The sequence below is a fragment of the Streptococcus mitis genome, from assembly GCA_001560895.1.
In the GTDB taxonomy this organism is placed as follows: Bacteria; Bacillota; Bacilli; order Lactobacillales; family Streptococcaceae; genus Streptococcus; species Streptococcus mitis_Q.
This window is the reverse complement of record CP014326.1, coordinates 1,700,931-1,720,614: the sequence shown is the minus strand read 5'-3', so window position 1 is coordinate 1,720,614 and position 19,684 is coordinate 1,700,931. Positions and strand designations below refer to the sequence as shown.

The 19,684-nt window shown below is 41.2% G+C and carries 22 protein-coding genes; 20 read left to right on the top strand and 2 right to left on the bottom strand.

Going from position 1 to position 19,684, the window contains the following annotated elements:
- The first annotated feature begins 1 nt into the window (after window position 1).
- Genes AXK38_08110 through AXK38_08075 form a run of 8 tightly spaced genes read left to right on the top strand, consistent with a single transcriptional unit; the run spans window position 2 to window position 9,167 of the window.
- A complete protein-coding gene (locus tag AXK38_08110) occupies window positions 2–1,582 on the top strand; it encodes an accessory Sec system protein Asp1 (protein AMH89207.1) in 1,581 nt (526 codons plus the stop codon).
- Complete coding sequence (locus AXK38_08105; GenBank protein ID AMH89206.1) at window positions 1,566–3,101, top strand: accessory Sec system protein Asp2; 1,536 nt, start codon at window positions 1,566–1,568, stop codon at window positions 3,099–3,101. The genes AXK38_08110 and AXK38_08105 overlap by 17 nt, the downstream gene beginning before the upstream one ends.
- Entirely contained in the window at window positions 3,098–3,538 is a 441-nt protein-coding gene (locus AXK38_08100) for an accessory Sec system protein Asp3 (protein AMH89205.1), read from the top strand. Before AXK38_08105 ends, AXK38_08100 begins: the two co-directional genes overlap by 4 nt.
- Window positions 3,531–5,903, top strand: coding sequence for an accessory Sec system translocase SecA2 (locus AXK38_08095; GenBank protein AMH89204.1), 2,373 nt, complete (start codon window positions 3,531–3,533; stop codon window positions 5,901–5,903). The genes AXK38_08100 and AXK38_08095 overlap by 8 nt, the downstream gene beginning before the upstream one ends.
- Before the next feature lie 12 nt (window positions 5,904–5,915).
- A complete protein-coding gene (locus AXK38_08090; protein AMH89203.1) occupies window positions 5,916–7,427 on the top strand; it encodes an accessory Sec system glycosyltransferase GtfA in 1,512 nt (503 codons plus the stop codon).
- Window positions 7,420–8,757: an accessory Sec system glycosylation chaperone GtfB gene (locus AXK38_08085; GenBank protein AMH89202.1), complete on the top strand. Its 1,338-nt coding sequence runs from the start codon at window positions 7,420–7,422 to the stop codon at window positions 8,755–8,757. Before AXK38_08090 ends, AXK38_08085 begins: the two co-directional genes overlap by 8 nt.
- A 1-nt stretch (window position 8,758) precedes the next feature.
- On the top strand, window positions 8,759–8,938 hold the full coding sequence (locus AXK38_08080; GenBank protein ID AMH89201.1) for an Accessory secretory protein Asp4: 180 nt from the start codon (window positions 8,759–8,761) through the stop codon (window positions 8,936–8,938).
- A 4-nt stretch (window positions 8,939–8,942) separates the two neighbouring features.
- Complete coding sequence (locus AXK38_08075; GenBank protein AMH89200.1) at window positions 8,943–9,167, top strand: accessory secretory protein Asp5; 225 nt, start codon at window positions 8,943–8,945, stop codon at window positions 9,165–9,167.
- A gap of 50 nt (window positions 9,168–9,217) precedes the next feature.
- Here AXK38_08075 and AXK38_08070 read toward each other — a convergent pair whose 3' ends face one another.
- Window positions 9,218–10,171: a hypothetical protein gene (locus AXK38_08070; GenBank protein ID AMH89199.1), complete on the bottom strand. Its 954-nt coding sequence runs from the start codon at window positions 10,169–10,171 to the stop codon at window positions 9,218–9,220.
- Window positions 10,172–10,237: 66 nt separating this feature from the next.
- On the bottom strand, window positions 10,238–11,443 hold the full coding sequence (locus tag AXK38_08065) for a serine/threonine transporter SstT (protein AMH89198.1): 1,206 nt from the start codon (window positions 11,441–11,443) through the stop codon (window positions 10,238–10,240).
- A gap of 151 nt (window positions 11,444–11,594) precedes the next feature.
- Here AXK38_08065 and AXK38_08060 point away from each other — a divergent pair, with 151 nt between their 5' ends.
- The 12 genes from AXK38_08060 (at window position 11,595) to AXK38_08005 (ending at window position 19,629) form a co-directional block, all read left to right on the top strand.
- Window positions 11,595–12,161, top strand: a complete 567-nt coding sequence (locus AXK38_08060) for a small conductance mechanosensitive ion channel protein (GenBank protein ID AMH89197.1) — start codon at window positions 11,595–11,597, stop codon at window positions 12,159–12,161.
- 51 nt (window positions 12,162–12,212) lie between these two features.
- Window positions 12,213–13,121, top strand: a complete 909-nt coding sequence (locus AXK38_08055; protein ID AMH89196.1) for a magnesium transporter — start codon at window positions 12,213–12,215, stop codon at window positions 13,119–13,121.
- 14 nt (window positions 13,122–13,135) lie between these two features.
- Complete coding sequence (locus AXK38_08050) at window positions 13,136–13,663, top strand: HAD family hydrolase (GenBank protein AMH89195.1); 528 nt, start codon at window positions 13,136–13,138, stop codon at window positions 13,661–13,663.
- 2 nt (window positions 13,664–13,665) lie between these two features.
- Entirely contained in the window at window positions 13,666–14,772 is a 1,107-nt protein-coding gene (locus tag AXK38_08045) for a ribosome biogenesis GTPase YqeH (GenBank protein ID AMH89194.1), read from the top strand.
- A 212-nt stretch (window positions 14,773–14,984) separates the two neighbouring features.
- Window positions 14,985–15,296: an RNA-binding protein gene (locus AXK38_08040; GenBank protein AMH89193.1), complete on the top strand. Its 312-nt coding sequence runs from the start codon at window positions 14,985–14,987 to the stop codon at window positions 15,294–15,296.
- Window positions 15,297–15,347: 51 nt separating this feature from the next.
- Window positions 15,348–15,977: a nicotinic acid mononucleotide adenylyltransferase gene (nadD, locus tag AXK38_08035; GenBank protein AMH89192.1), complete on the top strand. Its 630-nt coding sequence runs from the start codon at window positions 15,348–15,350 to the stop codon at window positions 15,975–15,977.
- On the top strand, window positions 15,977–16,570 hold the full coding sequence (locus AXK38_08030) for an HAD family hydrolase (protein ID AMH89191.1): 594 nt from the start codon (window positions 15,977–15,979) through the stop codon (window positions 16,568–16,570). Before nadD ends, AXK38_08030 begins: the two co-directional genes overlap by 1 nt.
- Window positions 16,571–16,924, top strand: coding sequence for a ribosomal silencing factor RsfS (locus AXK38_08025; GenBank protein ID AMH89190.1), 354 nt, complete (start codon window positions 16,571–16,573; stop codon window positions 16,922–16,924).
- Between the two features lie 109 nt (window positions 16,925–17,033).
- The gene (locus AXK38_08020; protein ID AMH89672.1) at window positions 17,034–17,774 is read left to right on the top strand and encodes an SAM-dependent methyltransferase; all 741 of its coding nucleotides are present in this window, start codon (window positions 17,034–17,036) and stop codon (window positions 17,772–17,774) included.
- A 9-nt stretch (window positions 17,775–17,783) separates the two neighbouring features.
- The gene (locus AXK38_08015; GenBank protein ID AMH89189.1) at window positions 17,784–18,881 is read left to right on the top strand and encodes a hypothetical protein; all 1,098 of its coding nucleotides are present in this window, start codon (window positions 17,784–17,786) and stop codon (window positions 18,879–18,881) included.
- Between the two features lie 229 nt (window positions 18,882–19,110).
- A complete protein-coding gene (locus tag AXK38_08010) occupies window positions 19,111–19,371 on the top strand; it encodes a prevent-host-death protein (GenBank protein ID AMH89188.1) in 261 nt (86 codons plus the stop codon).
- Between the two features lie 3 nt (window positions 19,372–19,374).
- Window positions 19,375–19,629: a toxin YoeB gene (locus AXK38_08005; GenBank protein AMH89187.1), complete on the top strand. Its 255-nt coding sequence runs from the start codon at window positions 19,375–19,377 to the stop codon at window positions 19,627–19,629.
- Window positions 19,630–19,684: the final 55 nt, after the last annotated feature.

Below are 19,684 nucleotides of genomic sequence, written 5' to 3'. Positions count from 1 at the left end.
TATGTATTATTTTATACCAGCTTGGTATGGTTCAAACCGCCAATGGCACGCTGATTTGACTCCATGGTATTATTCTCACTTTAAGCTTGAATTTGATGATACTTTTAATCAAATTAGGCTGTTTCAAAGGCAAGGGATACCATCTCGACTACTCGTATTAGCCTATCAGCCACATTTGCGTTATTTTTTACATAGACATGGTGTCTTAGAGACAGAAGTCTATTCTATCTTTGATGACATGCAAGACTTGCAAGACCCCCACACTCAGGTTCTCAATATAAGAGATATAGAGTGGGATAGTGATTGTCAATTTCTTTATAGTCCTTTTGCGATAGTAGTTCAAAAAAATGGTAAAAAGTATGCAAAGGTAGAACATGGCGTAGAAGGATTTATCAGTGATATCCAATATTTTGATCACGATGGTCAGATAAGTCAGCACTATATTATGGATGATCGTGGGTTTGTATCAAGTGTCATTTATTTTGATAATGGACAGCCTACATATCAAGACTATTTAGATCCAAAAGGCATCTGGCGTTTTAGAGAGCATTTAAACGAGGGAGGACGAGTAGAGGTAAATCCAATATTTGGCTATCGTTTTAAACAGCTTCACTACGCGGATATAAGTCAATTGATCGCAGAATATTTTGATAAATATCTGCAAAAGCAACAGAAAAAACAGGATATTTTCATCATTCCTTCTCATCCTCATCATGACCAATTTCTCTTCAGTTGTTTACCAGGTGATACTGCTAAAATTTTGAGTCTTTTCATTAATCGGAATGCTCAAGCTAGTTTTAAAGATTTAGCTCCATCATTTGAACAGGCGAATCTAGTCTTAGTAGATAGAGAAGATAGTTTACAACTCTTGCAGGAACTATATCCTAACCTATCGGATAAATTTCATCATCTCTCTCCTTTTGATACACGTTTACGACTAGGAAGAAGTCAGACTAGAAAAGAATCGATACTTTACTATCAATTAGATTTTTCAGAAGGAATTGATAGACAAGCCTTATTTCAGGTCTTATCATTTATTGCTGAAACTAAAAATACAGAAGTCATTTTTGGGGCCTTTTCTGCTAGTCAGAACCAAATGGAAGAAGTGGAATCACTTGTCAATGAAATCATTCAGGAACAAATCCGTACTGATAGTTTAGAAAAAGGTCTAGACTATGGTGGGGCAGAAAATCCTTTAGAAGAAAACCAGGAGCAAGAGCTGCGTTTTCAATTTGTCAATATGAATGATGAATTGGATTTGATTAAGACACTCGAGTTTGTTCGTTTGATTGTGGATCTCAATAAACAACCACACCTCTATACTCAAATAGCAGGTATCAGTGCGGGAATTCCTCAGATTAATCGGGTTGAAACCGTCTATGTGGAACATTTGAAAAATGGTTATCTGATTTCAGATGTGACAGAATTTTCCAAGGCTACACATTACTATACGGATAAACTAAAAGAGTGGAATCAAGCTCTAGTATATTCTATTGATAAGATCAAAGAACATACTGGCCAACGTTTCTTAGATAAATTGCATCACTGGATTGAGGAGGTTACTGATGTCAAAGGACTATAAAATCCTACAGATAGGGATTGATAATTGGGCTCACCATTACGATATTCCTGAAAATATGGATTGGTACTATTTCTGCCCCAACTCACCGCTAGCCCTTCGTAAAATGATGGAAATGGATAGCATCACAAATTTTCATGCAATTTTGATAGAAGATGGTCAATATATAAGAGATTTATTGCCTTTTGTGCACCATATCGAACCCTATACTCTACTTTATAGCCACGATTTTCAAACGACAGATTTGGGCATTCTTGATTGCTTAAAAAAGCGGTGTGCTCAGGCTATAGACTTCTCAGATCCTCAGCAATTAGTCAATGATTTGTCCACTTCTCTCTTTGGTGGAGGTTACGGTGATAAACTATTTCCATCTGGTATCCAAATTCATCCCTCCTTTAAAGGTTCTATTTCTTATCAAGGATTTGAACACGTGACTCTAGAAGGGAATTTTGGAGAGGATTTCCAACAACTAGCTTACTGGTCCTATAATTTTATGGTCGATAAAAACTTACCCATAGAACTATGGTTAGAGTACAAAAAACAAGGAAATTTTGAGTTTAGGTTGGTGATTCGCAAGATATGGAATGGTTCAGTGGATGAATTTTTTGAAGAGGAAGTTTATTCAGAAGCTGATTTAGAAAAATCTATTATTATGAATAGTAAAGATAGTAATTACTTGTTATTTATATCAATTGAGGCATGTGGGAATGGGAAACTCCAGTTAGGGAATCTTCACCAACGTTGGAGCCGAAAACAGTTTGGGAAATTTGTCCTTGGTGGTAACATATTACATGACGAAAATCGAGATGAAATTAATTACTTTTTCCATCCAGGTGATTTTAAGCCACCTTTAGCTGTTTACTTTTCAGGTTTTCGTCCAGCTGAGGGATTTGAAGGATATTTTATGATGAAAAATTTAGGATGTCCATTTCTTCTATTTTCGGATCCTCGTCTTGTGGGTGGAGCCTTTTACTTAGGTAGTGAAGGATTAGAGAATAAGATTAAGGAAACCATTCAATATTATTTGGATTATCTTGGTTTGACATCTAAAGATTTAATTTTATCAGGCTTATCAATGGGAACTTTTCCATCGCTCTACTATGGAGCCACTTTTGAACCGCGTGCAGTTATTGTCGGGAAGCCACTAGCTAACATTGGGACTATTGCAAGACGAGGGCGTTTAGAGGCACCAGGAGTATTTAATACAGGATTTGATGTACTGAGACATCAGACGGGCGGAGTTAGTCCCCAGCATATGGAAGATCTGGATCAAACTTTTTGGAATGCTTTTAAAAAGGCTGATTTCACCCAGACAATTTTTGGTTTGTCCTATATGAAGGATGAAGATATGGACAGCAAAGCCTACGATCAGTTAGTAGAACATCTTTGCCATACAGGGGCTAAGATTTTGTCTAAAGGCACAGATGGACGACATAATGATGATACAGATACCAATGTTGCTTGGTTTCTACATTTTTATCGTATGATTTTGGAATCAGATTTTGGAAGGTTGGACAAATGATTATCAATCAGAGAACAGACATTAAGTGGGGAGAAGTAGGGGGGACATTTATGTATGGTAGTAAGGTAACCTATTATGAAGACAAACATATTAGTCTATATAATCCCTTAGTGACATCAGGAGAAATCTTAAAAACATGGTTTTCTGATGTCAATTACCAGGCTGCTCGTACTCAGCCTAGCCTCCCTTTGTTAAAAAGAAATCACGATTATCAATTATGCATGAATTTTGAATGCCAACCTACAAATGGAGTTTATACAAAGATTGCCTTTTTTGATAGATACGGAGATGTGATTGAAGAGAAAATTGAAAAAATGAAAGTCTTTGATTTTACTTATCCTGATGATACCTATACCTACCAAGTTTCCCTTCTAAGTGCTGGTTTTGAGTCCTTGGATTTCTATTCTTTTTCTATTAAGGAGATGAATCGTGTTTAAAGGTTTATATCAAGATTTCCAACTTCGTAAAGTCAAAAGAATTTTAAAGAAGATTAATGCCCTTAAAGGAACGATGAAGTCTTTATCAGACCAAGAACTAGCGGCAAAAACAGTGGAGTTTCGTCAACGTCTTGCTGAGGGTGAAACTCTTGACGACCTATTGGTGGAAGCGTTTGCAGTTGTTCGTGAAGCGGATAAACGTGTATTGGGCATGTTTCCCTATGATGTCCAAGTCATGGGAGGAATTGTTATCCATCAGGGAAATGTCGCTGAGATGAATACTGGTGAGGGGAAAACCTTGACAGCCACTATGCCTGTTTATCTCAATGCCCTGACAGGTAAAGGTACCATGCTGATTACCACTAATGACTATCTAGCTAAACGTGATGCTGAAGAGATGGGACAAGTGTATCGCTTCTTAGGATTGACAATTGGGGTACCTTTAACAGATGATCCAAAAGAGGAATTGACGCCAGAAGAGAAAAAAAGAATTTATGCATCAGACATCATCTATACAACTAATAGCAATTTAGGTTTTGATTATTTAAATGATAATCTGGCCTCAAATGAGGAAGGGAAATTTTTACGTCCCTTTGATTACGTTATTATTGATGAGATTGATGATATCTTACTAGATAGTGCTCAGACTCCACTGATCATTGCAGGGGCCCCTCGGGTTCAGTCTAATCATTATGGTATTATTGATACGCTGGTAACGACTTTGGTAGAAGGAGAGGACTATATCTTTAAAGAGGAAAAGGATGAGGTTTGGCTCACTACCAAGGGGGCTAAGGCTGCTGAAAGCTTCTTAGGCATAGATCATTTTTACAAGGAAGAACATGCTGTTTTTGCTCGCCATTTAGTGTATGCGATTCGAGCCCATAAACTCTTTACAAAAGACAAAGACTATGTCATTCGAGGGGATGAAATGGTACTAGTAGATAAGGGAACAGGGCGTCTAATGGAGATGACCAAACTACAGGGAGGCCTCCATCAGGCCATTGAAGCTAAGGAACATGTCAAATTATCTCCAGAAACGAGGGCCATGGCTTCCATCACCTATCAGAGTCTTTTTAAAATGTTTAATAAGATATCTGGTATGACAGGGACAGGTAAGGTCGCGGAAAAAGAGTTTATTGAAACCTACAATATGTCTGTAGTGCGCATTCCAACCAATCGTCCTAGACAACGGATTGACTATCCAGATAATCTCTATATCACTTTACCTGAAAAAGTGTATGCATCCTTGGAGTACATCAAGGAATACCATGCTAAGGGAAATCCCTTACTCGTTTTTGTAGGTTCAGTTGAAATGTCTCAGCTTTATTCATCACTCTTGCTCCGTGAAGGGATTGCACATAACGTTCTCAATGCCAATAATGCGGCGCGTGAGGCCCAAATCATCGCAGAATCAGGTCAGATGGGAGCTGTAACAGTGGCAACCTCTATGGCAGGACGTGGGACAGATATCAAGCTTGGTAAAGGAGTTGCAGAACTTGGTGGCTTGATTGTTATTGGGACTGAGAGGATGGAAAGTCAGCGGATTGACTTGCAAATTCGTGGACGCTCTGGTCGTCAGGGAGATCCTGGGATGAGTAAGTTCTTTGTATCCTTAGAGGACGATGTTATTAAGAAATTTGGTCCTTCTTGGGTTCATAAAAAATATAAAGATTATCAGGTTCAAGATATGACTCAACCAGAAGTATTGAAAGGTCGTAAATACCGAAGGCTAGTCGAAAAGGCTCAGCATGCTAGTGATAGTGCTGGACGTTCGGCACGTCGTCAGACTCTAGAATATGCTGAAAGTATGAATATTCAACGGGATATGATTTACAAGGAGCGTAATCGTCTAATAGATGGTTCTCGTGACTTAGAGGATGTTGTGGAAGAAATAATTGCTAGTTACATAGATCAAGTGACTTCTTCAGAATATGAAAGCCGAGAGTTACTTTTCCACTTTATTGTGACCAATATTAGTTTTCATATTAAAGAGGTTCCAGATTATATAGATGTAACTGATAAAACTGCAGTTCGTAGCTTTATGAAGCAGGTGATTGATAAAGAACTTTCTGAAAAGAAAGAATTGCTTGATCAACATGGTTTATATGAACAGTTTTTACGACTTTCTATGCTCAAGGCTATTGATGACAACTGGGTAGAGCAGGTAGACTATCTACAACAGTTAACTATGGCAATCGGTGGACAACCAGCTGATCAGAAAAATCCTATTGTAGAATACTATCAAGAAGCTTATGCGGGCTTTGAAGCTATGAAAGAACAAATCCGTGCGGATATGGTGCGTAATCTCCTGATGGGCTTAGTTGAAGTCACTCCTAAGGGTGAGATTATGACTCATTTCCCATAAAAAGAGGAAAATATGACAATTTACAATATAAATTTAGGAATTGGATGGGCTAGTAGCGGTGTTGAATACGCCCAAGCCTACCGTGCTGGTGTTTTTCGGAAATTAAATCTGTCCTCTAAGTTTATCTTTACAGATATGATTTTAGCCGATAATATTCAGCACTTAACAGCTAATATTGGTTTTGATGATGATCAAGTGATTTGGCTTTATAATCATTTTACAGACATCAAGATTGCACCGACTAGCGTGACAGTGGATGATGTCTTGGCTTACTTTGGTGGCATTGAAAGTCGTAGAGAAAAGAATGGCAAGGTTTTACGTGTCTTCTTTTCTGATCAAGATAAGTTTGTTACCTGTTATTTGGTGGATGAGCATAAGGACTTGGTTCAACATGCAGAGTATGTTTTTAAAGGAAAATTGATTCGAAAGGATTACTTTTCTTACACGCGTTATTGTAGCGAGTATTTTGCTCCCAAGGACAATGTTGCAGTCCTATACCAAAGAACTTTCTATAATGAAGACGGAACTCCAGCCTATGATATCTTGATGAATCAAGGAAAGGAAGAAGTTTATCGTTTCGAGGACAAGATTTTCTATGGGAAGCAAGCCTTTATGCGTGCCTTTATGAAATCCTTGAATTTGAACAAGTCTGATTTGGTCATTCTTGATAGAGAGACAGGCATTGGACAGGTTGTTTTTGAGGAAGCACAGGTAGCGCATTTAGCTGTAGTTGTTCATGCGGAGCATTATAGTGAAAATGCTACAAATGAGGACTATATCCTTTGGAACAACTATTATGACTACCAGTTTACCAATGCAGATAAGGTTGATTTCTTTATCGTATCAACTGACAGACAGAATGAAGTGTTGCAAGAGCAATTTGCCAAATATACTCAGCATCGTCCAAAGATTGTTACCATTCCTGTAGGAAGTATTGATGCTTTAACTGAGTCAAGTCAAGGACGTAAGCCATTTTCTTTGATTACGGCTTCGCGTCTTGCCAAAGAAAAACATATTGATTGGTTGGTCAAGGCGGTTATCGAGGCTCGTGAGGAAATCCCTGAATTAACCTTTGATATTTATGGTAGCGGTGGAGAAGATTCTCTGCTTAGAGACATTATTGCAAATCATCAGGCTGAGAATTATATCCAGCTCAAGGGGCATGCGGAACTTTCACAGATTTATAGCCAGTATGAGGTTTACTTGACTGCTTCAACCAGTGAAGGTTTTGGTTTGACCTTGATGGAAGCTATTGGCTCAGGTCTGCCCCTAATCGGTTTTGATGTACCTTATGGCAATCAGACCTTTATAGAAGATGGAAAAAATGGTTATTTGATTCCAAGTTCATCAGACCACGTAGAAGACCAAATCAAGCAAGCTTACGCAGCTAAGATTTGTCAATTGTATCAAGAAAATCGTTTGGAAGCTATGCGTGCCCATTCTTACCAGATTGCAGAAAGCTTCTTAACCGAAGAAATTTTAGAAAAGTGGAAAAAAACAGTAGAGGAGGTGCTCCATGATTGAACTTTATGATCGTTATAGTCAGGAAAGTCGAGATTTACATGAAAGTCTAGTATCTACTGGTCTTTCTCAACTTGGAGTGGTCATCGATGCAGATGGTTTTCTGCCTGATGGTCTGGTTTCTCCTTTTACCTATTATCTAGGTTACGAGGATGGAAAACCTCTCTATTTCAACCAAGTCCCTGTTCCAGCTTTTTGGGAAATTTCAGGCAATAATCAGTCTGCTCGTATTGAGGATATGACACAGGAGAGGGCTGTCATTCATTATGCAGATGGAATGCAGGCTCGCTTGGTTAAACAGGTAGACTGGAAAGACCTAGAAGGTCGAGTACGTCAGGTTGATCATTATAATCGCTTCGGAGCTTGCTTTGCTACAACGACCTATAGTGCAGATAGTGAGCAGATTATGACGGTTTACCAAGATGTCAATGGTCAGGAAGTCTTGCTGGAAAATCATGTGACGGGTGATATCTTATTGACTTTGCCTGGTCAGTCCATGCGTTACTTTGCAAATAAGGTTGAATTTATCACCTTCTTTTTGCAAGATTTGGAAATAGATACAAGTCAGCTTATCTTTAATACTCTAGCGATTCCTTTCTTGGTTTCCTTCCATCATCCAGATCAATCTGGCTCAGATGTTTTGGTTTGGCAGGAACCTCTCTATGATGCTATTCCAGGCAATATGCAGTTGATTTTGGAAAATGATGATGTGCGTACTAAGAAGATTATCATTCCTAACAAGGCGACTTATGAGCGCGCTTTAGAGTTAACTGACGAGAAATACCATGCTCAGTTTGTGCACTTGGGTTACCATTACCAGTTCAAACGTGATAATTTCCTAAGACGAGATGCCTTAATCTTGACCAATTCCGATCAGATTGAGCAAGTAGAAGCAATTGTAGAAGTCTTGCCTGATGTCACTTTCCGTATCGCAGCGGTGACAGAGATGTCTTCTAAGTTATTAGACATGCTTCGCTACCCTAATGTGGTCCTTTACCAGAATGCTAGCCCACAGAAGATTCAGGAGCTCTATCAATTGTCGGATATTTACTTGGATATAAACCACAGCAATGAGTTGTTGCAGGCAGTGCGTCAGGCCTTTGAGCACAATCTCTTGATTCTGGGCTTCAATCAGACGGTTCACAATAGACTTTACATCGCTCCAGACCATCTATTTGAAAGTAGTGAAGTTACTGCTTTGGTTGAGACCATTAAACTGTCCCTTTCAGATGTTGAACAAATGCGTCAGGCACTTGGCAAACAAGGCCAACATGCCAACTATGTTGACTTGGTACGATTTCAGGAAACTATGCAAACTGTTTTAGGAGGCTAATATGTCAGAGGAAGATTTGTTTTACAAAGACGTTGAAGGTCGCATGGAAGAGTTGAAACAAAAACCCATCAAGAAGGAAAAAGAAACCCGAGGGGAAAAGATTAGTAAGACTTTTTCACTCTTACTAGGTTTGATGATTCTGATTGGTTTACTATTTACTTTGCTGGGGATTTTGAGGTAGGCCTATGATTGAAATACTGATTGTTTTAGCTATTATCCTATCTCTTGCTTTGATTGTATTGGTAACTATACAACCCCGTCAAAATCAACTCTTTTCCATGGATGCCACTAGTAATATTGGTAAACCAAGTTACTGGCAGAGCAACACCTTGGTAAAGGTTCTCACTTTATTAGTGAGTTTGGCCCTATTCGTTTTACTATTAACCTTTATGGTAATAACTTACAAATAAAAGAAAACTTCAGAGATTCACTTTTTGTGATTGGTCTGAAGTTTTCTTTTTTACTGTCCATATTTTTGGTAAAAGTCAACTTTTACTTGGATGAAGGTTTTGGCTTCGCGTAGAAGTTGAAGAAGGGTGGCACGGGTTTCAAATTCTTCTCTTGTCTTGGGTAGACTGCGGTTTCGGAAGACTTCCAGATAACGTTCAATTTCATCTAGCAAATCAGAAGCAGGATTGGTCTGGCTCAGTTGACCTGCAATTTTTGAAAAGAGTTGGGCTAAAATCAGGCTCTCACTGGCAGCTAGATGACAGGTGTTGATTTGCTGGGCCATGTTTCGCAGGATACGACTTTGTCGCTGTCTCATCTCAAAGTAGTGGATATGGTAGTCGGTCTGGTGAAAGAGGTGGTCAGAGTGGTCCAAATAGACCAGTCTGAGTGCTTCTTCTAAAAGGGTATCCAATTCTTCAACCAGCTGTGCTCGGTTGCGTCCATCTCCTCTGGATAAATAATATTTGAAGCGTTGGAGGATATCTTTTAACTTTTCTTCTACCAGCGTGTGGTAGTGCTGGATTTCCTCTTCTCGGGAAGGCATGTAGAGATTGACCAGTAAAGCAAATCCTGTACCGATAGCAAAGAGAAGAAATTCATTGACTAGAAGATATGGAGAGGTTGACTCTTGTACTAAGAGATGGCTCACCAAAACAGTGCTTGGTGTGATACCAATTTCCCAGCCCATCTCGTAGGCTATGGGCACATAAAGAGCCAGATAGAGGCCAAGGCTCCAGATATGAAATCCGGTCAAGTGAAAGGCCAAACCCCCAATAGACAGAGCTAGAAGCATAGAAAAAAGACGATTGCGGGCTAGTTTTAAGGTACTTCTACGTGTATCAGATAGGCTCAAGAGGGCGATGATTCCAGCCGAGACAGCTGAGGATAGATTGAGAAAATAAGCAAGAAGGCAGGCAAGACAGGTAGCTAAGATGAGCTTGGCCGTACGTTGGCTAATAGACATAAGAATTTCCTAATAAGTTAGAATAAAAGCGTAAAAGACAAGACCTGAGAGGCTTGCCTTTATGAGTTATTTTTTACGGGCTGCTGCGTATTCGGCAACGGCGGTAAAGAGGACATCTGTAGAAGAGTTAAGGGCTGTTTCACATGAGTCTTGGATGACACCAATCACAAATCCAACCCCAACAACTTGCATGGCAATATCGTTAGAAATACCGAAAAGGCTACAAGCAACTGGGATAAGAAGGAGGGAACCACCGGCAATACCAGAAGCACCACAGGCTGAGATTGCGGCAACTACACTAAGGACAAAGGCTGTCGCAAAGTCAACAGGAATTCCAAGAGTGTTAACTGCAGCAAGAGTCAAAACGTTAATAGTAATCGCTGCTCCGGCCATGTTGATAGTAGAACCAAGTGGGATAGAAACAGAATAGGTATCTGGATCCAGTCCAAGGTCGTGGCAAAGTTTCATGTTGACAGGGATGTTGGCAGCAGAACTACGAGTAAAGAAGGCTGTCACACCGCTGACACGCAAACATTTCCAAACGAGGGGATAAGGGTTTCTCTTCATAAAGAGGAAAGCAATCAATGGATTGACTACTAAGGCCACAAAGAACATGGTTGTCACCAAGAGGGCAAGTAAGATTCCGTAGTTGGCTAGGCTTCCGATTCCCTTATCAGAGATGGTTTTGAAGACAAGACCAAGGATACCAAATGGAGCTAGGTTAATGATCCATTCGACAATCTTAGAAGTCACATCAGCCATAGTTTTCAGCAATTCTTTACTGTTTTTACTTGCCTCTCTCATAGCAATCCCGAAAACAACTGCCCAAGATAAGATACCGATGTAGTTGGCAGTAATGAGGGCATTAACTGGATTGTCAACCAGTTTGAGCAAGAGGTTGCTGAGGACCTGTCCAATTCCATCTGGTGGAGCAATATCGGTATTAGCACTATTCAAGGTAATTTCAACAGGGACAATGAAACTTGCTAGTACAGCGATAAGGGCAGCGGCGAAGGTTCCCACCAAGTAAAGGAAGATAACGGTTTTCATATTGCTGTCTTGCCCCTTTTGATGTTGGGAAAGGGCATTGGCAACGAGGGCAAAGACCAGAATCGGTGCGATGGCTTTGAGGCCACCAACAAAGAGATCTCCGAGCAGGCCAATTCCTGAAATGTTAGGAAGTGTCAGTCCAAGGATTCCTCCGACAAGCATGCCAATCAAGATACGTTTGATCAGGCTTGCCTTATTCCAAGCATGAATGAATTTTTTCATAACAATCTCCTTTGTTGTGTAATGTTTATGATTATAGTATAAATATGAACTAAAATCAAGAATTTTCTGTCTATTTTTGAAATTATTTTTGAATATTTATGGAGAATGACACTTTATGAAAGTATGGTATAATAAATGAAAGGAGTTTTCTATGCAAGAATTTATTCAAACCTATCTCAATAAGCTTGATATAACAACGATTATCGAGAATATCTTAACCAAGCTACTTTCTCTTTTATTCTTATTTTTACTCTTTTATATAGCTAAGAAACTGCTCCATACCATGGTGCAGAGAATTGTTAAACCTTCTCTAAAAATGTCTCGCCACGATGTCGGGCGTCAGAAAACCATCTCACGTCTGTTAGAAAATGTGTTTAATTATACCCTTTATTTCTTTTTGCTCTACTGCATTTTGTCGATTTTAGGTTTACCAGTTTCGAGTTTGCTGGCAGGGGCTGGAATTGCTGGGGTGGCTATTGGGATGGGAGCCCAAGGTTTTCTGTCTGATGTCATCAATGGCTTTTTCATCCTCTTTGAACGTCAACTGGATGTAGGAGATGAAGTTGTTTTGACAAATGGTCCTATTACAGTATCGGGCAAGGTGGTTAGTGTCGGCATTCGAACAACGCAACTCAGAGGAGAAGACCAGGTTCTGCACTTCGTTCCCAATCGGAATATCACCGTCGTCAGCAATTTCTCTCGGACAGACCAGGCCTGAAATTTTAGCAGATTTATGGTACAATAGAAAGAGTTTGGTAAAGGAGAGAAGATGTTTTTAGAAAAACAGTTGGGCAATGGTTGTACCTGGATTAACCTAGATTTGGACAAGTTGAAAAAACTAGAGGACCTTTCTGAAATCTACGGTTTGGACAAGGAAACCATTGAATACGCACTGGATAGAAATGAGCGTGCCCACATGGATTATCACCGTGAAAATGGGACTGTGACCTTTATCTACAATGTCTTGAACTTGAAAAAGGATAAGGCCTACTACGAAGCCTTTCCCATGACCTTTATCGTGGAACATCGTCGCCTGATTACCATTAGTAATACCAAGAACGCCTATGTCATTGAACAGATGACCCGTTATCTGGACAGTCATGACACGCTTTCGATTTACAAGTTTCTCTTTGCCAGTCTGGAAATCATCAGCAATGCCTACTATCCTGTCATCGAGCAGATGGACAAGAGTAAGGACGAGGTCAATGGGCTCTTGCGCCAGCGGACGACTAAGAAAAACCTTTTTGCCCTTTCCGACTTGGAGACCGGTATGGTTTATCTTACTGCGGCTGCCAAGCAAAATCGCATGTTGCTGGAACATATTCAAGGGCATGCCCTCTATCGCAGTTTTAACGAGATTGAGAGAGAACAGTTTGATGATGCCATGATTGAGGCTCATCAGCTGGTGTCCATGACAGACTTGATTTCTCAAGTTCTCCAACAACTATCAGCATCTTACAACAACATCCTAAACAATAATCTGAATGATAATTTGACAACCTTGACTATCATTTCAGTCTTGCTAGCCGTTTTGGCAGTAGTGACAGGCTTTTTCGGAATGAATGTTCCGCTCCCTTTAACAGATGAACCCCATGCTTGGCTCTATATCAGCTTGGCTAGTGCAGGTTTGTGGATTATCCTGTCATTATTACTAAGGAAAATTGCGAAAAAAAGTTAAGAAAAGGAGCCAGAATGGCAATTGAAAATTATATGCCAGATTTTGCTGTGGAAGCAGTCTATGATCTGACAGTCCCAAGCCTGCAGGCGCAGGGAATCAAGGCTGTTTTGGTCGATTTGGACAATACCCTCATTGCTTGGAACAACCCTGATGGGACGCCAGAGATGAAGCAATGGCTACATGACCTTCGGGACGCGGGTATTCGCATCATTGTGGTCTCAAATAATACCAAAAAACGAGTTCAACGCGCAGTTGAAAAGTTTGGGATTGATTACGTTTATTGGGCCTTGAAACCCTTCACATTTGGGATTGACTGTGCCATGAAGGAATTTCACTATGAGAAAAGTGAAGTGGTTATGGTCGGTGACCAGCTCATGACGGATATTCGAGCAGCTCACCGTGCTGGCATTCGCTCGATTTTAGTCAAACCCTTGGTCCAACATGACTCAATCAAAACGCAGATTAACCGAGCTCGTGAGCGTCGTGTCATGCGAAAAATCACTGAAAAGTACGGACCGATTACATATAAAAAAGGAATTTAACTATGGAAGAAATTCTCTGTATTGGTTGTGGAGCAACCATTCAGACGACAGACAAGGCTGGTCTTGGATTTACTCCTCAGTCAGCGCTTGAAAAAGGATTGGAGACTGGAGAAGTCTATTGCCAACGCTGTTTCCGTCTCCGTCACTACAATGAAATCACAGATGTCCAGTTGACGGACGATGATTTCCTCAAGCTCTTGCACGAAGTGGGAGATAGTGATGCCTTGGTAGTCAATGTCATTGATATCTTTGACTTTAATGGCTCTGTCATCCCAGGCTTACCACGTTTTGTATCGGGTAATGATGTCCTCTTGGTTGGAAATAAAAAGGATATCCTGCCCAAGTCAGTTAAGTCGAGCAAGATTAGCCAATGGCTCATGGAACGTGCCCACGAAGAAGGTCTTCGTCCAGTCGATGTCGTCCTAACTTCGGCACAAAACAAACATGCCATCAAGGAAGTCATTGACAAAATCGAGCACTACCGAAAGGGCCGCGATGTCTATGTAGTCGGTGTGACCAACGTTGGAAAATCAACTCTTATCAATGCCATTATCCAAGAAATCACTGGTGACCAGAATGTCATCACGACTTCGCGTTTCCCAGGAACAACCTTGGACAAGATTGAGATTCCGCTTGATGACGGATCTTATATCTACGATACGCCGGGAATTATCCACCGTCACCAGATGGCACATTACTTGACTGCTAAAAATCTCAAGTATGTCAGCCCTAAAAAGGAAATCAAGCCCAAAACCTATCAGCTTAACCCTGAGCAAACCCTGTTTTTAGGTGGTCTTGGACGCTTTGACTTCATTGCAGGTGAGAAGCAAGGATTTACAGCCTTCTTTGATAATGAACTCAAACTCCACCGTACCAAGCTAGAAGGCGCTAGTGCCTTTTATGACAAGCACCTTGGAACACTTCTGACACCACCAAATAGCAAGGAAAAAGAAGATTTCCCAAAACTAGTCCAGCATGTATTTAACATCAAGGACAAGACAGACCTAGTCATCTCAGGACTCGGCTGGATCCGCGTAACAGGCACCGCCAAAGTCGCCGTCTGGGCACCAGAAGGCGTCGCAGTCGTCACACGAAAAGCAATTATATAAAACAAAATCGCTGAGCGAACAAAGTGAGCTCATATAGCGATAGTTATTGCCGTGGTGTCTTGCCAATCTGTAGATTGGCAAGGGGCACAATTGAGACCAAGGCTCAATTGTTAGGTCAGGAAATCCATTTTTCAAAGATGAGATCTTTGGAAAATTAGTTCCGACCGTCCCTCACCACCTAAAATAACTATCAAAAAACAAGGAAGAAAATTATGTCATTAACATCAAAACAACGTGCCTTCCTCAACAGCCAGGCACACACCCTCAAACCCATCATCCAAATTGGGAAAAATGGACTTAACGACCAAATCAAAACCAGCGTTCGTCAAGCTCTTGACGCTCGTGAATTGATTAAAGTTACTCTCTTGCAAAACACTGATGAAAACATCCACGAAGTAGCTGAAATCTTGGAAGAAGAAATCGGTGTGGATACAGTCCAAAAAATCGGACGCATCTTGATTTTGTTTAAACAATCTAGCAAGAAAGAAAATCGCAAGATTTCTAAAAAAGTCAAGGAAATCTAAAAAAACTACTCCAAATAACTGTTTTTACAGAGAAATAAAGGAGACTAGCCTATGGCAATCGAACTATTGACTCCCTTTACCAAGGTAGAGTTGGAGCCGGAAATCAAGGAGAAAAAACGCAAACAAGTCGGGATTTTAGGGGGGAATTTTAACCCTGTTCACAATGCCCATCTCATTGTTGCGGACCAAGTCCGGCAACAGTTGGGATTGGACCAGGTTCTGCTCATGCCTGAATATCAACCCCCTCATGTGGACAAAAAAGAAACCATCCCTGAGCACCATCGTCTCAAGATGCTTGAATTGGCGATTGAGGGGATTGAAGGTCTGGACATTGAAACTATTGAGTTGGAGCGCAAGGGCATTTCCTATACCTACGACACCATGAAGATTTTGACAGAGAAGAATCCAGATACGGATTATTACTTTATCATCGGTGCCGACATGGTGGACTATCTGCCTAAGTGGTACCGAATTAATGAGCTGGTTGACATGGTTCAGTTTGTGGGGGTTCAGCGTCCACGCTACAAGGCTGGGACTTCCTATCCAGTTATCTGGGTGGATGTGCCTCTCATGGATATCTCGTCCAGCATGGTGCGTGACTTCCTTGCCCAAGGTCGGAAACCCAACTTTCTCCTACCTCAGCCTGTGCTAGACTACATCGAGAAGGAGGGGCTCTACTGATGGCTTATCAAGACTATATCAACTGCTCCCGTGAGGCTTTGTTGGAAAAAATGGCAGAGCTTCTACCTGAAAAACGTTTAACCCATTGTCTAGGTGTAGAGAGTGCAGCCATAGAGCTAGCAGAGAGATTTGGAGTCGATGCCGAGAAAGCAGGTCTAGCAGGGCTCCTTCATGACTATGCTAAAAAGCTATCAGATCAGGAATTTCTGGATTTGATTGACCGTTACCAATTAGACCCTGACCTCAAAAACTGGGGCAATAATGTCTGGCATGGTATGGTCGGAATATACAAAATTCAGGAAGATTTGGATTTGCATGATTCAGAAATCCTGCGATCCATTGAAATCCATACAGTCGGTGCTGGTCAGATGACAGACTTAGACAAGGTCATCTACGTCGCAGACTATATCGAGCACAATCGTACCTTTCCAGGTGTGGATGTGGCGCGTGAGATTGTTGAGCTATCGCTTGATAAGGCGGTGGCCTACGAAACAGCTCGTACCGTAGAGCATCTAGCTCATCAGGGATTTCCCATCTATCCCCAAACCCTTGAAACCTATAACGCCTTTGTGCACTATTTGAAAGAGGACTAAATGAACGAAAAAGAATTACTAGAACTAGTCGTGAAAGCGGCTGATGAGAAACGTGCGGAGGATATTCTCGCACTTGACGTACAAGATTTGACTAGCGTGACGGATTACTTTGTTATCACTAGCTCGATGAATAGCCGTCAGTTGGATGCTATCGCTGATAATATCCGTGAAAAAGTAGCCGATGCAGGCTTTAAAGGCAGTCATGTCGAAGGAGATGCAGCTGGAGGTTGGGTCTTGCTGGACCTAGGCGCTGTCGTTGTGCATATCTTCTCAGAAGAAATGCGTGCCCACTATAACCTAGAAAAACTATGGCATGAGGCAAATTCAGTAGATATTTCAGAATCTCTTGCTTAGAAGATGAACTCAGTTGTAGTCAACTGGGTTTTATTTGCTTATTTAAAAAAATTGATAGAAAGGTAAAGGGCGAGTGGTGTTTGCCATGGAGGCTCTTGGTATCATGATTATGGCAACTTATGAAACTTTTGCGGCGGTCTATGATGCGGTCATGGACGATAATTTATATGATAAATGGACGGATTTTTCTCTGCGTCATTTGCCTAAGACCAAGGAGAGAAAGAAACTCTTGGAATTGGCTTGTGGGACAGGCATCCAGTCTGTGCGCTTTTCTCAAGCTGGTTTTGATGTGACTGGACTTGACTTGAGTGCGGATATGTTGAAGATTGCGGAGAAGAGAGCGACTTCAGCCAAGCAAAAAATTGCTTTTATAGAAGGTAATATGCTGGATTTGTCCAAGGCAGGTCAATACGACTTTGTCACGTGTTACTCGGACTCGATCTGCTACATGCAGGATGAGGTGGAAGTAGGGGACGTCTTTAAGGAAGTGTATAATGCTCTTAATGAAGACGGAGTTTTCATCTTTGATGTACATTCGACTTACCAGACAGATGAAGTTTTTCCAGGCTATTCCTATCATGAAAATGCGGAAGATTTCGCCATGCTCTGGGATACCTACGAGGATGCGGCGCCTCACTCCATCGTGCATGAGTTGACCTTCTTTATCAAGGAGGCGGACGGTTCCTTTAGTCGCCACGATGAAGTGCATGAGGAGCGGACCTATGAAATCTTGACCTATGATGTCTTGCTGGAACAGGCTGGATTCAAGTCTTTCAAACTTTATGCGGACTTTGAGGACAAGGAGCCAACAGAAACAAGTACTCGTTGGTTTTTTGTGGCGCAGAAGTAGGAGATTAGCATGACCATCACAGGTATTATCGCGGAGTTTAATCCTTTTCATAATGGACACAAATACCTGCTGGAGCAGGCTGAGGGATTGAAAATCGTAGCCATGTCTGGGAATTTCATGCAGAGAGGCGAGCCTGCTATTGTGGATAAGTGGACAAGGGCCCAGATGGCACTGGAAAATGGAGCGGATCTGGTAGTGGAATTGCCCTTTTTAGTCAGTGTTCAGGCTGCGGATTTTTTTGGCCAAGGAGCTGTGGATATCTTGGCTCGCTTGGGCATTGATACTCTATCCTTTGGGACAGAAGAAGCTATGGATTACCAGAAAATTGCTGACTTATACACAGAGCAAGGTGCTGAGATGGAGAAATTTGTGGAAAATCTGCCTGATTCCCTCTCTTATCCTCAGAAGACCCAGGCCATGTGGAAGGAATTTGCAGGGCTTGATTTTTCTGGCAATACGCCTAATCATGTCCTTGCTCTGGCTTATGCCAAGGCAGTTGCGGGACGAAACATCAAGTTGCATCCGATTCAGCGTCAGGGGGCTGGCTATCATTCTGTGGATAAGGATGTGGACTACGCCTCGGCGACAGCTCTCCGTCAGCATCAGTCAGACCAAGATTTCTTAGAACGCTTTATGCCTTCTGTTGCCCTCTTTGAGCAGGTTAGTAGGGTGAGCTGGGAAGACTATTTTCCTATGCTCGGCTATCAAATCTTGTCCAATCCAGACCTAACCACTATTTATCAGGTCAATCAGGAAATGGCAGTGCGCATTAAGGATGCTATTAAAACAGCTCAGTCTGTTGACGAATTGGTAGAGGCGGTTGCGACCAAACGTTACACCAAGGCGCGTGTCAGACGCCTCTTGACCTATATCTTGGTGCAGGCCAGAGAAAATGACTTGCCAGAAGCCATTCATATCCTTGGATTTACTGAAAAAGGCAGACAACATCTTAAATCTCTGAAAGGGCAGCTCAGTCTAGTCAGCCGAATTGGCAAAGAACCATGGGATAGCATGACTCAAAAGGCAGACAAGATTTACCAACTAGGAAATCCAAGTATAGAAGAGCAGAATTTTGGCAGAGTGCCGATTAGAATAGAAACAAACTAAGTCTACTGAAAGGTAGGCTTTTTGAGATTTTTACGAATAATACTCTTCGAAAATCTCTTCAAACCGCGTCAACGTCGCCTTGCCGTACTCAAGTACAGCCTGCGGCTAGTTTCCTAGTTTGCTCTTTGATTTTCATTAACTATAAATAGATAGAAAAGAAAATCTTGTACAAGTTTCTGACAATTTCTTTCTTTTCGTGTATAATAGTAGAAAAGAGGTAAAATGGGGTATGGTTATGGAAGCAGTTCTTTACTCAACATTCCGAAATCATTTAAAAGACTACATGAAGAAGGTAAATGATGAATTTGAGCCTTTGACGGTGGTCAATAAAAATCCAGACGAGGACATTGTAGTCCTTTCAAAGAGTGAGTGGGATAGTATTCAAGAAACCCTGAGAATTGCTCAAAATAAAGAACTTTCTGATAAGGTTTTGCGAGGAATGGCTCAAGTCCGTGCTGGAAGCACTCAGGTACATATGATTGAGGAGTAATGGATGTTGCTCAAGTTTACAGAGGATGCCTGGGTGGATTATTGCTACTGGCAAACTCAAGACAAGAAAACGTTAAAAAGAATTAACATGCTAATCAAGGATATTCAACGCGATCCTTTTGTAGGAATTGGTAAACCAGAACCACTCAAGTATGACTACCAAGGAGCCTGGTCTCGTCGCATTGACTCAGAAAATCGCTTGATTTATATGATGGATGGAGATAGCGTGGCTTTCTTGTCTTTCAAAGATCATTACTAAGTCTACCGAAAGGTGGGCTTTTTCTATAATTTTTACTCAGCTATAACTTCTCAGA

What these genes read in the sequence shown, in the direction of transcription:
- AXK38_08040 (AMH89193.1), top strand. Translation starts at nt 14,985, where the DNA reads ATGTCATTAACATCAAAACAACGTGCCTTCCTCAACAGCCAGGCACAC.
- AXK38_08060 (AMH89197.1), top strand. Translation starts at nt 11,595, where the DNA reads ATGCAAGAATTTATTCAAACCTATCTCAATAAGCTTGATATAACAACG.
- AXK38_08090 (AMH89203.1), top strand. Translation starts at nt 5,916, where the DNA reads ATGACAATTTACAATATAAATTTAGGAATTGGATGGGCTAGTAGCGGT.
- AXK38_08075 (AMH89200.1), top strand. Translation starts at nt 8,943, where the DNA reads ATGATTGAAATACTGATTGTTTTAGCTATTATCCTATCTCTTGCTTTG.
- AXK38_08110 (AMH89207.1), top strand. Translation starts at nt 2, where the DNA reads ATGTATTATTTTATACCAGCTTGGTATGGTTCAAACCGCCAATGGCAC.
- AXK38_08085 (AMH89202.1), top strand. Translation starts at nt 7,420, where the DNA reads ATGATTGAACTTTATGATCGTTATAGTCAGGAAAGTCGAGATTTACAT.
- AXK38_08020 (AMH89672.1), top strand. Translation starts at nt 17,034, where the DNA reads ATGGCAACTTATGAAACTTTTGCGGCGGTCTATGATGCGGTCATGGAC.
- AXK38_08045 (AMH89194.1), top strand. Translation starts at nt 13,666, where the DNA reads ATGGAAGAAATTCTCTGTATTGGTTGTGGAGCAACCATTCAGACGACA.
- AXK38_08070 (AMH89199.1), bottom strand. Translation starts at nt 10,171, where the DNA reads ATGTCTATTAGCCAACGTACGGCCAAGCTCATCTTAGCTACCTGTCTT.
- AXK38_08080 (AMH89201.1), top strand. Translation starts at nt 8,759, where the DNA reads ATGTCAGAGGAAGATTTGTTTTACAAAGACGTTGAAGGTCGCATGGAA.
- AXK38_08065 (AMH89198.1), bottom strand. Translation starts at nt 11,443, where the DNA reads ATGAAAAAATTCATTCATGCTTGGAATAAGGCAAGCCTGATCAAACGT.
- AXK38_08025 (AMH89190.1), top strand. Translation starts at nt 16,571, where the DNA reads ATGAACGAAAAAGAATTACTAGAACTAGTCGTGAAAGCGGCTGATGAG.
- AXK38_08010 (AMH89188.1), top strand. Translation starts at nt 19,111, where the DNA reads ATGGTTATGGAAGCAGTTCTTTACTCAACATTCCGAAATCATTTAAAA.
- AXK38_08105 (AMH89206.1), top strand. Translation starts at nt 1,566, where the DNA reads ATGTCAAAGGACTATAAAATCCTACAGATAGGGATTGATAATTGGGCT.
- AXK38_08030 (AMH89191.1), top strand. Translation starts at nt 15,977, where the DNA reads ATGGCTTATCAAGACTATATCAACTGCTCCCGTGAGGCTTTGTTGGAA.
- AXK38_08055 (AMH89196.1), top strand. Translation starts at nt 12,213, where the DNA reads ATGTTTTTAGAAAAACAGTTGGGCAATGGTTGTACCTGGATTAACCTA.
- AXK38_08050 (AMH89195.1), top strand. Translation starts at nt 13,136, where the DNA reads ATGGCAATTGAAAATTATATGCCAGATTTTGCTGTGGAAGCAGTCTAT.
- AXK38_08005 (AMH89187.1), top strand. Translation starts at nt 19,375, where the DNA reads ATGTTGCTCAAGTTTACAGAGGATGCCTGGGTGGATTATTGCTACTGG.
- AXK38_08015 (AMH89189.1), top strand. Translation starts at nt 17,784, where the DNA reads ATGACCATCACAGGTATTATCGCGGAGTTTAATCCTTTTCATAATGGA.
- nadD (AMH89192.1), top strand. Translation starts at nt 15,348, where the DNA reads ATGGCAATCGAACTATTGACTCCCTTTACCAAGGTAGAGTTGGAGCCG.
- AXK38_08100 (AMH89205.1), top strand. Translation starts at nt 3,098, where the DNA reads ATGATTATCAATCAGAGAACAGACATTAAGTGGGGAGAAGTAGGGGGG.